Origin of the sequence: Chryseobacterium sp. MYb328 (assembly GCF_037572595.1) — a bacterium.
Lineage (GTDB): Bacteria > Bacteroidota > Bacteroidia > Flavobacteriales > Weeksellaceae > Chryseobacterium > Chryseobacterium pennae.
In genome coordinates this window covers 51,281-61,891 of the sequence record NZ_JBBGZQ010000030.1, presented here as the reverse complement: position 1 = coordinate 61,891, position 10,611 = coordinate 51,281, and the positions used below count along the sequence as shown (strand labels likewise).

The 10,611-nt window shown below is 35.8% G+C and carries 4 protein-coding genes and 1 pseudogene; all 5 read right to left on the bottom strand.

Going from position 1 to position 10,611, the window contains the following annotated elements; genetic code table 11:
- Nucleotides 1-362, bottom strand: a 362-nt coding sequence (locus WH267_RS22680) for a hypothetical protein (protein ID WP_340011162.1), incomplete at its 3' end; no start/stop codon positions are given.
- A 640-nt stretch (nt 363-1,002) separates the two neighbouring features.
- Nucleotides 1,003-1,185, bottom strand: a pseudogene (locus WH267_RS25210) (RHS repeat domain-containing protein); the annotation flags it as partial.
- A 363-nt stretch (nt 1,186-1,548) separates the two neighbouring features.
- Nucleotides 1,549-5,064, bottom strand: a complete 3,516-nt coding sequence (locus WH267_RS22670; RefSeq protein WP_340011158.1) for a DUF6443 domain-containing protein — start codon at nt 5,062-5,064, stop codon at nt 1,549-1,551.
- Nucleotides 5,065-5,197: 133 nt separating this feature from the next.
- The gene (locus WH267_RS22665; RefSeq protein WP_340011157.1) at nt 5,198-8,740 is read right to left on the bottom strand and encodes a DUF5977 domain-containing protein; all 3,543 of its coding nucleotides are present in this window, start codon (nt 8,738-8,740) and stop codon (nt 5,198-5,200) included.
- A gap of 11 nt (nt 8,741-8,751) precedes the next feature.
- Nucleotides 8,752-10,371 carry a T9SS type A sorting domain-containing protein gene (locus tag WH267_RS22660; RefSeq protein WP_340011156.1) on the bottom strand — a complete coding sequence of 540 codons (1,620 nt, stop codon included), beginning with the start codon at nt 10,369-10,371 and terminating at the stop codon, nt 8,752-8,754.
- Between the last annotated feature and the right edge of the window lie 240 nt (nt 10,372-10,611).

Genomic DNA, 10,611 nt, shown 5'->3' with positions numbered 1-10,611 from the left:
ATATTATATATAAGAGGCCAACTTTTTTCTTCAACCATAATACTAAAATTATAATTTTCTGTAAATAAATCCAGTTCTTTATTCATCAACTTCTCATTAGGATTTTCTTTTATATTAAGAAAATCAATTTTTTTTAATGAAGATAAACTAATATTTATTTCTGAAGGAATAATTAAATTTTGGTTTGTTAAAAACCAACTGTAATTTATTGAATTAGTGTAATAAATAACACAGATTTCATTATCTCCTAAAATATTTGGAATATTCATAGGCATCTCTTTAAATAAAAATGTATTTTTAAATTCAACTTTATTTCTTCTAAACTTGCCTTCAATAGCATTAATATTTGATGTACTTAGCATATTATAATTTTTTAGAAATTTTTATTGAGTTATTAGTGGTTTCTTCCACTGCATATCCTAGCCTTTTAGCAAAATCAATATCTTTTATAAGTCTAGTCTCAACAATATCAATTCCTCGTATTATTATTTGATTAGCCCCAGACGCTTTAGCTTCCGCTTCAAATGATTTTATTAATTTAATTAAACTTGTCCCTTCTTTTAAGCTGGCTAAAGCCTGTACAGTTTTTTCAAAAGTTCCATTTGATAATAATGTTTTTGCTCTTATATAAAACCCATGAAGGTTAGTAATCTTGAAGGTATCTGCAGGTCCAATAGGAACATCTCCTGTTGTGAGTTTCATTTCATGCCATTCTCCCTCTAAGTAGTAATATGTCTTTCTTCCGTTACTAAAGTTATCCCAAGTCCAAAAATCTTTATCAAATGGATTATTGCTTTCTGTATATGTTTGCCAATTTTTAGCATTTTTAGGACATTTAGGACAATCTAAATTATCTTTACCATTTTGAGTGAAATCAAACTGTTCAAAATTTGCTTCGTTATGAGCTTCTTGTGTGTTCGATTGTTTTATATCTCTCCTTATCTCTTTTGAAATATCAATTTCCTCTTTTGAAAAATTTCTAATAGCTTCTTCATTTTGTTTGCCATCTGGGTCAATAAACCTCAAAGGATTATCAAAAGCGTAATTATAGGGTGACCAACGTCTCATCTTTTCTGCCAACGGATCCACCACACTCCATCTTCCTAGATCCGGCATATACATCCTTGCGCCATAATCATACATTCCCGTCTCCTGCAGCTCTTTGCCGTTGTACTTGTAATTGTAAGTAACCTCATAAAATATGAGGTTACTTATTATCTGCCACACGATACAATCGTGCGGTAGCGAGGAGTTTTAAATCTATTTTTTCAGTAGCTTTATTAAAAAATTATATATCTTCAAACCAATATATATATAACAGAACTGTATTATAAAAAATAAAATAATATACAAGGGAAATGTTATCACAAATACTAATAATGATTTCACTCCAGTAACCTTTTCCTCATTTAAAGTGGAAGATGTCCATCCTAAAGCATTGAAAACAATACCAATAATAAACATTGGTATTAAAATTCCTATAGTGGAATATTTAACAATATTTACAATTTCTTTACTACTTAAATTCAAGTTATTTAGTTTCATATCTTAGTTACTATTTATTTTTTCTTTTACATTGTTCATTTTCTCTTGGAAATAATTTCCCACTGCCGTTCCTACCATATTTATAGCATTTACTGTTCCTTTTATAGCCTCACCTACATTTACTTCTGCTCCAACATGAACAGCTTTAAATAATTTAACTTCTCCACCAATTTTCAAATCTGATAAATCTAATGAAACACTACCATTTGTAATCTTTCCTTCTACCTTTCCTCCTTCAGCATTAAAACTTCCGGAAGGTTTACCATTCTTTATTGTTCCTTCTCCTTCCATTGAAATCGCAGAAGCACTACCTTCTATTTTAGCATTCTTAACTCCTAATGATCCTTCTACAGATAGCCCATCGGCTTTAATATTAACAGATGGCTTTTGTGTATTTAAAGAACCTTCAACTTTAGCAACAGCACCACCTACATGTCCCTTCAATGGACCTAAACTTACTCCTACTTCTCCACCTAAAGCACCTAATTTTGGTTGTACTGATAATTTACCATTAAACACATTGCTAAAATTACTTTTAGCCTCCGCTGCGTATGCTTGAACTCTTTTATCCGAAATTGCCCTTTGCTGAGGAGATAATCTCTTGTTTAAATCATTAGAACTCTCTAAACCTTCTAACTCTTTTGCGTGAACTGGTTGATTGGATGAAAATTGATAAGGTGTATAATCATCATATTTTTCAGCAAGAGGGTCTATGTTGAAGAAACGACCAACATCGGGCATGTAATTTCTCCATTTAAATGAATAAAAGCCTGTCTCTTGCAACTCTTGTCCTTGGTATTTATAGTTCTTATAAGTACCCTGACCAAAAAATGTATTTCCGGTATTGAGGTGATTCATTCCAAATGGATAGTAATCATTGGCATCTGTGATTTCAAGAGCACCTGCGCTGTTTCTTCCGAAACTTATTCTCACGTTTCCAAGGTGATCCTTGTATTGGTAAATATACTGATCTTTTTGATAATCATAATATCCTTCTGAAGTTGGAAAAAAAGAAAGATTGGGATTCTTTATTTGCCCCAAAGAACCTCTTGCTGTAGCTGGGACAATAGTATCATTGAGTGTATAAGCCTGGATTTCCATTGCCTTAGACATTTCCCGGCTTTTAGATAATAGCTCAATACTCCCACCACTATCTTTGCTTGTTGAGGAGCTCATATACTGAAATCCATCAAGATAATCTGAGATGGCATTAATGCTGTAACAATCTATAATACCACATTCAAAAGTTGATTTTATTTTCTGAAGTTTTGTACCATTGGCTCCATATAAATAAGTAAGACCTACTCCGGACTGTAGCATGATCATTTTATCAGGAAGATTGAGAAAATTGTAAGCGATGGATGTAATTCCTTTATCCTTCATACTGGTCATACTCCCATTCAGGTCATACTCAATAATATTACCTCCTCCTTCATAACCTGCATTATTCTGGGTGCCATCTGTTACCGTTTGTAATCTGTTTCCTGCATAGCTATAGGTAAGATCATCAATCTGCATTGCGACTCCAGTAGTGGAGTTCTTAGCATTACGGTATAACTGAGTGATATTTCCGTTCAGGTCATAAATAATATACTCACTGTAAAAGCTGTTTTGAGGTGCTGTTGCCCAGGGTTCAGAGTAATGCCCGAACTTCAGTTTATTATCTGCATAATAATCATAGGTATATCTTTTCAATACATTATTGTTGGAGGTATTCCAGTCTATTTCTGCGATATTACCGTTGTATCTTGCAGTGGCATAGAGTGGATTAACCGGATTAGTGTATTTTATTTCATACCCAAACAGTTTCCCATTCAGGTTAGCAGGATCATTAATTTTAGTCATCCAGCCTCTGATATTATATTTATAATCAATCTGCTGAAGCGGAGTTCCTACAGAAATTCCACCCACCTTTTTAGATTCAAGCTGGGAAAGTTCATTGTATGTATTCTGGGTGAGGATTTCCACGGGATTGGAATTCAACTGATGTTTGTGGACAAGCAGCCTGTTCTGGTGATCATACTCAAAGTTTTCTGTGATCACTGTTTCTGTATCGGTTGCCAGTCTTTTATGTCTGGTAACAACATTTTGAGCTACTCCGGCAAAATCCAGCTTGGATTCTGTTTGGGTATACCCCCCTAAATGATTGATAGAATACGCTCCAATAGCTCTTGCTTTGGTGTCATAATAGGTGTAGTTTTTGGTCCAGTTGTCATCTTCAATATTCTTTACCAGGCTCATTACAGGAAGTCCTTTAGTGCTTCTGCCTTCAGAAGACAATGTTTCTGTTAAAGTAGCCTCTCCCTGAATAGTTGATGGAAATGGAGGATTAAAATTGTAGCCGGGATAAGTATCGTAATAATTGACACTTAAAAGCTTAAAATTACTGGTAGGATAAGCCTGATTGCTCGTATAGAAAATGTCCATACCACTGTTACTCCAACTATTAACAGATCTGGTTTCATTATTGGAACCATGTCCCTCTATAACAGGAACCTGTTGAATTCTTCCTGGGGGACTGTCTAATATGCCTGTATAAATTGGTCGTGAAAATTGATCATATTTGGTAAACATCCACTGCCCTTTTTCTCTTAGATTAGCGTCCTGAGTTAAAACTAATCTATCAGCTTTATCATACACCATATATTCCCAGCCTTTACCTGGAAGTTTCTTTTCTACCAGACGGTTTCTGCTATCATAACGATATTGATAACAAAGGTCGTTAAGCAAAGGCTCTGCCGTTCCTTTGTTGACTGCTTTGGGGGGAATGACAAAGGCTAGCTGATCATATTCATTATACACATAGTAGGTATCTGCATTTTCAGTAGAATTCACCTTCCTTACCATCAGAGTCTGGCCTCTTCCATTCTTAAATTCTACCGTTGGATTTCCGTCTTCGTCTGTGACAGTATTTTTATATAATGTTCCGGGAGCATAAGTTGTAGCAGGAGATAAACTTAGCTCACTTTTAGTAGCGCCGTTCTCCCATGTCGTCTTGGTTGTATATTGGTATACTTCATTGGCTACATTGGCTTCATATCCAAAGCCTACAGGTTTATTAGCCCAGTCGTTACCCGGCTGAATCTGTTGCAAGATTCTGTCCAGCGGAGATTTTTCCAATACTTTCTCAGAATAGATCTTTTCGGATCCATAAGAGTTTGCAGCATTAGATAAAGGATTAGAAATAATAGCACCATTCTGAGTTCCTGACTGAGGAATGGGTAAATAATCTTTTACCTGTCTTCCAAACGGATCATATTCAATAGGAATAACCACATCTTTTCCTTGAGGAGAGGCTTTTACATTTACCACCTGCTTGGGTCTTCCCAAACCATCAAAATACTGAACAGTTTGGGCTTGTTTAGCAGCAGGATCACTCTGGGTTTTCTCTTCCAGATAGGTTCTGGTATATACATAGTTTTCATTAGCAGTTCCAGCCAAACCACTCGGCAGCTGAACCTGCGCTTTGATAGTTCCCATCATAAGAAGGGCACTTATTGGGATTATTATATTTTTCATCAGTATTAGTTTATATGTTTTATTCTTTCCTTATGCTGATCATGAATGCAGTGTAGCTCATCTTCTATGCATTTACTTTTTAGAGGTAATAATTTCATTGCGGAAAATATTTTGAGGTTAGACATAGAACTCATTATTCAGCATAAAAAATGAAGGATAACTGATAAGGTATGATCGGCTCAAGACTATCATATTTTAAAAAGACCTGTCCTTTAGGATCTACATACACCGTCCATATAGAATTAGGATTTATTATTCCAATATCATATCTGAATGTTTTATAGACAGGAGCACATTCTAATTCAAGCTGCGCTATTTTTACTCCTTCTTTCCAAGGATAGGATAAATAATTGAAGGGGAGATCAATATTAACTTTTACTTTTCTATACCCTATTTTATTTATACTCAATCCGTTCCAGAATGAACTCATATATATACACTGTGTGATATCACAGCTTTCGTATAAATTAGCCTCTTGTTGTCCACTTATGGTGAGATCCTGCTGAGCTTTACTATCTGCATCCTGCTGGCTAATGAATGAAACATATCTTCCAAACGGAACAATATATTCATAATCACCTCCTTCAGCTCCATTGGGACAATCATTTTTTGTAATATTCCTTTTTCTCTCATCACTGTAATAAATATCTTTTACAGGATCTACACTTGAATGGTTATATGTAAACTCTTTGATGATCTTTTGATTAGAGTCTTTAATTGCTTGTAGTCTGTGTAGGCTATCGTAGATATAATATTCTGTAATTCCTGTTGAAGGGGAAATGCTTTCCACCCCGATATTAGGAAAGTAAGTATAAGCAGTTACCTGGTGTTCCGGCAATAATATTCTAATATCTTTTTGAGCATTGATGATAGAAGTGTTTATAGAAGTATTGTTTTCACAAAGATTGATCAGTTCTTCTATTTTGGAATCAAGGGCAGTATTGCTTACAATGCCTCCTTCAATTTTCAGAATAGGATATTTTCCATTATATGCATAATAGTAATAATGATAGGCTCCCCCCTTGGTATGTCCCATCATTATATTGCCGTATTTATCATATTTGTCAATCGTCAGTTCATTTTCTACAGGACTTCCATTCGTTGACTTATTAAAGATTGTAGGAAAAATATTCTGAGTATTGGTAGCCGTTCCTTTACTATTAAATATTGGAACCTTTGTGTATTCTATTTCTGATTTGATAATAGAGACTGCATCTAATTTATTTTCTTTTGAAACTATGGTATACTGTCTTTTATTGGCAAGCTCATTGTACAAAGGAGTTGTTTTTTCAAAAGTATAGACATAAGTCTCTTCTTCTTTTCTGTTGTCAGGATAAGTTATAGCTTTTCTTTTAAGGAATTGGTCTCCAAAATTGTCTTTCTGGTCATACGCATAAGATTCTTTACTTTCAAGTACTTGCCCTCCTTCGTATGTCTTGGTAATTTTTTCTCTTAACGTAAAATCCGCATAAGGAATTTGATAGGCAGTACCGTTTATAATATTCCCTGATTGACAGGAGCCCTTACCTCCGAATTTAAATGCTTTGGCATATTGCACCGGACTAAATGTATAATTATATTTCTCCTCTTTTAGCAAAGCATTTGCTGAGCTATAATAAGATTTTAATGATAGTTTTCCTCTTTTAAATCCCATTTCGTTTTGAGGATCCATAATACTATATGCCTCTGCAATAGTGACCCCTTTTCTATTCGGATACTCCAGAGAGTTGGTGAATTGATTGATCGTATACCCTTTATCCTTTTCTTTTTCAACAACACTGCTGTATTCGATAAAGGAGCCAGAAAAATTAGAAAGTGGAATGATGGAGTTGATGCTGAAAGTCCATCCTGTATACAATTGCCCTGATGTGCTTCTTAAGCTCCAATTAGTAAAGGTATATAAATTCTTTTTGGCCAAAATCCCTGTAGAAACGCCTGAGTTTATTCCGTTAGTATATTGATATTCCACACTTTTAGCTTCCTTAAAAGTGGTGTCATAATCTGCTTTTCTCTTTATTCTTAATCCTCCTATATATCCGTTCTCAGGAACAATCTGAAAATCCGAATTTAATGCCTGAGAATACTGATGCGGCTCAAATTCAAAAAAACTGCTTCCCTTTGTTGGGTAAATAACCCTGTTTAAGGCACCATACTGAACTGTTGACCTGTTTGACTGCCTTGTTCTGGAGTGCATGTTGGGATCAAGGGTAAAATCTTTACCATTATAATACCCAAAATGATCGACCTGGGTAGATAAATATTTCGGTAACGCATCGAATTTTATATAGGAAAATTTGTAAGATTCCTTATCATTCAAATCAACGCTTTCCAGCTTAAGTCTTGTATCTGGAGAATCATCATAATTAAAACGGATCTGTTTAGAAAACTCTTTTCCGGCAATTGAGATATTATCAAGTTTTCTCCATTTAAGTCTGTTAAGAACAGTATTTATACTAAACTGATTACCGAACCCTTCGTCGGGGTAATTAGGTGTTACGCCATCCATTTCATAGAATAAATAGAAAAGTTTGCCAAGGACTTTTCTTTGGTAATCTGCTGTTGGAACAAGCTCTATATCATATGTATTTCGTAAAGTAGGTTCAGAAGCTAAATAATGAAGAGAATTACTTTCAGATGAGTTAAAGTTAAACGTAAGATTAGACTGCAATGCTGTTATTTTCTTTAAATAAGAAGGAACAATAAGATTTCCCGCAGCCCCCACCTGTCCCAGGTAAGTAGTAGAACCACAGCCGGGCTCCAGCCAACCCCCATTAGGTACTTTATAATTGGCTATTGAAAAATTATTATAAAATGCGGCCTGATAACCTCCTCTTTCATATTCCAATGCATATACTTCATTGTCGTATTTATCCAAAACCTTGGTTAGATACCATGCAGAAGAAAACATGATATAACTGGATTGATTAAAGAAGTCAGAGACGTTAAATTCAATCGAATTCATATTTCCTCCGAAAATATACTGGTTACCCACACTGTCGGTGAGTTTAATTTTACCAATGCTTTTTACTTGTGGATAATTTGAAGAAGCATAAGGGTAGCCAATAAAATCCAATCCTAAAGGCTTAATATTGTTATTAAGGTCAATCTCTACTTTGAGGTTACTATCCGATGCCACTTTCCATTCCCCATCTTCGCCCAGGAAAAATTTCCCACTCATTCCCATAAAATTGAACGTAAAAATATCAGGTTCAAGATCGGGAGCGTTAAAAGGTGATCCGGTAGCAAGATTTTTTAAATAGTTTCCATCTTGCCATAATGGTGTATTTAAAAGATCGTGAGTTAATATATAACCTCTTTGCGGGTATCCGGTGGCTAATTCAGCTTCATATTCATCAAATTGCTGCCCCTTCATAGTACGGGTGATTACACCACCAGCATTTAATGACCAGTTTTGTCCTACCCATCCCGGATGGTCATTGACACGAACCCCGCCGGTATCATAGCTCAGATTAATGTCTAGAGGAATATTACTATCATTTAAAGAATACACCGGCACATTAACGTCTGCTCTTCCTGTAGATAAATTCATGGGAATATCTCCATACTTCCCTAATGAAGCAGCATTGGGAGATTGAATATTTTTAGGTAACTCCAGGGTTTGCCCCCACATCATTATAGCCGACAATACCGTAGTCAGACTTATTATTTTCTTCATAATTAATGTTTTTATTTCTTAATCAGCTTTGCATTCGCCGTTTTATTAGTATCCGTTTTTATCGTCACCAGATAGGCTCCCTGTATCAAAGCCTGGGCATTAATCTTGGTCACTCTGTTCTTTGTTTTCAAGCTTTGAAGCTGTCTTCCGCTCATATCATACAGCATAATATCTGCTTCCTTAAAATCAAAGCCAATTTCTACATAAGCATAATCAGATACAGGATTCGGATAGATCTTGATATCGTATTTTTCGATCAGATCATTCACCTGTTTATCTCCCAGCTTTACAATCTTCCAGTTCTCTTTTCCTAATTCTTTGGCACTGGTTCCGGCTAAAACAATAGAACCATCCTTATTCAGTTTCAAGTCTGAAAGTCTTTCCTCTTTCTGTCTTGAGTCACCTGTTACATATTTTCTCCACTGTTCATTACCGTTACCATCCAGATACAGCATCCAGAAGGTTTCATCATCCTTTTCGATTCTTCCTTCAGCTTGAGTGTAACCGCCTAACAGGATTCCTTTTGAAGACTGAGCATCTCCTGAATGAATCACACTGGCTCCCATCAGGATATCACGGTTTTTGAAATTGTAAGACTTCTGCCACTGTTCATCACCTTTTTCATTTAAAGAAATCAGCCACAGATCGGTTCCTTCTTCAATTCCAACCGTCTTGTTTCCTGATCTTTCGGATCGGGATTCACCACCGATGATATAACCATTTGAGGTCAAAGACAGGGTTCTGATATGGTCATCTCCTTTTCCACCATAGTTCTTTTCCCATTCTACTTTTCCGTTTTTATCCAGTTTGATGATCCAGTAGTCGCCTTCACCGAAGTTGCTGCTGGCTTTTGGCGTCTGGCTAATGGCTGTTGAACTGACAGACCTTTCATCTGAAGATTTACTTTCAGGATTTCTTACCCCGAAATTCTTCACCTCGGAACTCCTTGAATAAATTCCCAATAATGCTCCACCATCTTTTGTGGGAATCATTTTCTCTACTTCATCCAAACCTTTTCCGCCTACTATCAATTGGGAAAGTTCTTTTCCGTCTTTGTCGAGTCTGGTGATCCAGACATCTTTGGAGCCATACCCTTGGGAAGAGTTTTGTACGTTTCCGGCAACGAAAAAGCCTAAATCTGCACTTTGAATGACTGCTTTAGCTTCTTCATCGGAAGAGGTTCCTAATGTTTTCTGCCAGATTTCATCGCCGGATTCATTGATTCGGATCAGCCAGATATCTGAGCCGCCTTTGGAATCTTCTTTCTTATCCAGTCCTTTTCCGGAGTATGAGGTTCCTGCTAAAAGAAATCCTCCCTCCTGAGTGCTGACTGTTGCAGATAAATAATCGTGATTGTTTCCTGAGAAATACTTTTCCCAGGCTTTTTCTCCTTGCTGATTGAGTTTAACCAGATGGAAATCGTAACCATTGTTCTGTTTACTTCCTGAAGTTTGCTGTTTGTCGCTTTGTATAGAGCTTCCTGTGATAAGATACTGCTGATCGATAGTGGTAGTGACCTGGCTAAGGAAATCCTGAGTAGAGGACTTGATATCTTTCTGCCAGAGAACATTCTGGGCAGATACGCCAAGAACTGTGCATAAGGTCAATGCACCGAGATAAATCTTTTTCATTCCCGTGTTGTTTTTGAGTTTAATGATAGTTTTAATTTTGCAAATTTAACTTTTTTTAACAGTTTACCTGTTTCATGATAAGGTGATTTAAGGTGATTTTTATCACAATTTAGTGGAGTTAATTTTTGTTTATTTCATCTGGGAACAAAAGTATTTATGCAGTGCGTCAAAGCATGGCGTATTAAATTTTGTTTTAATTTATTTGAAAATGATTGGAATAGAGATTAATCTGCCTTTTAA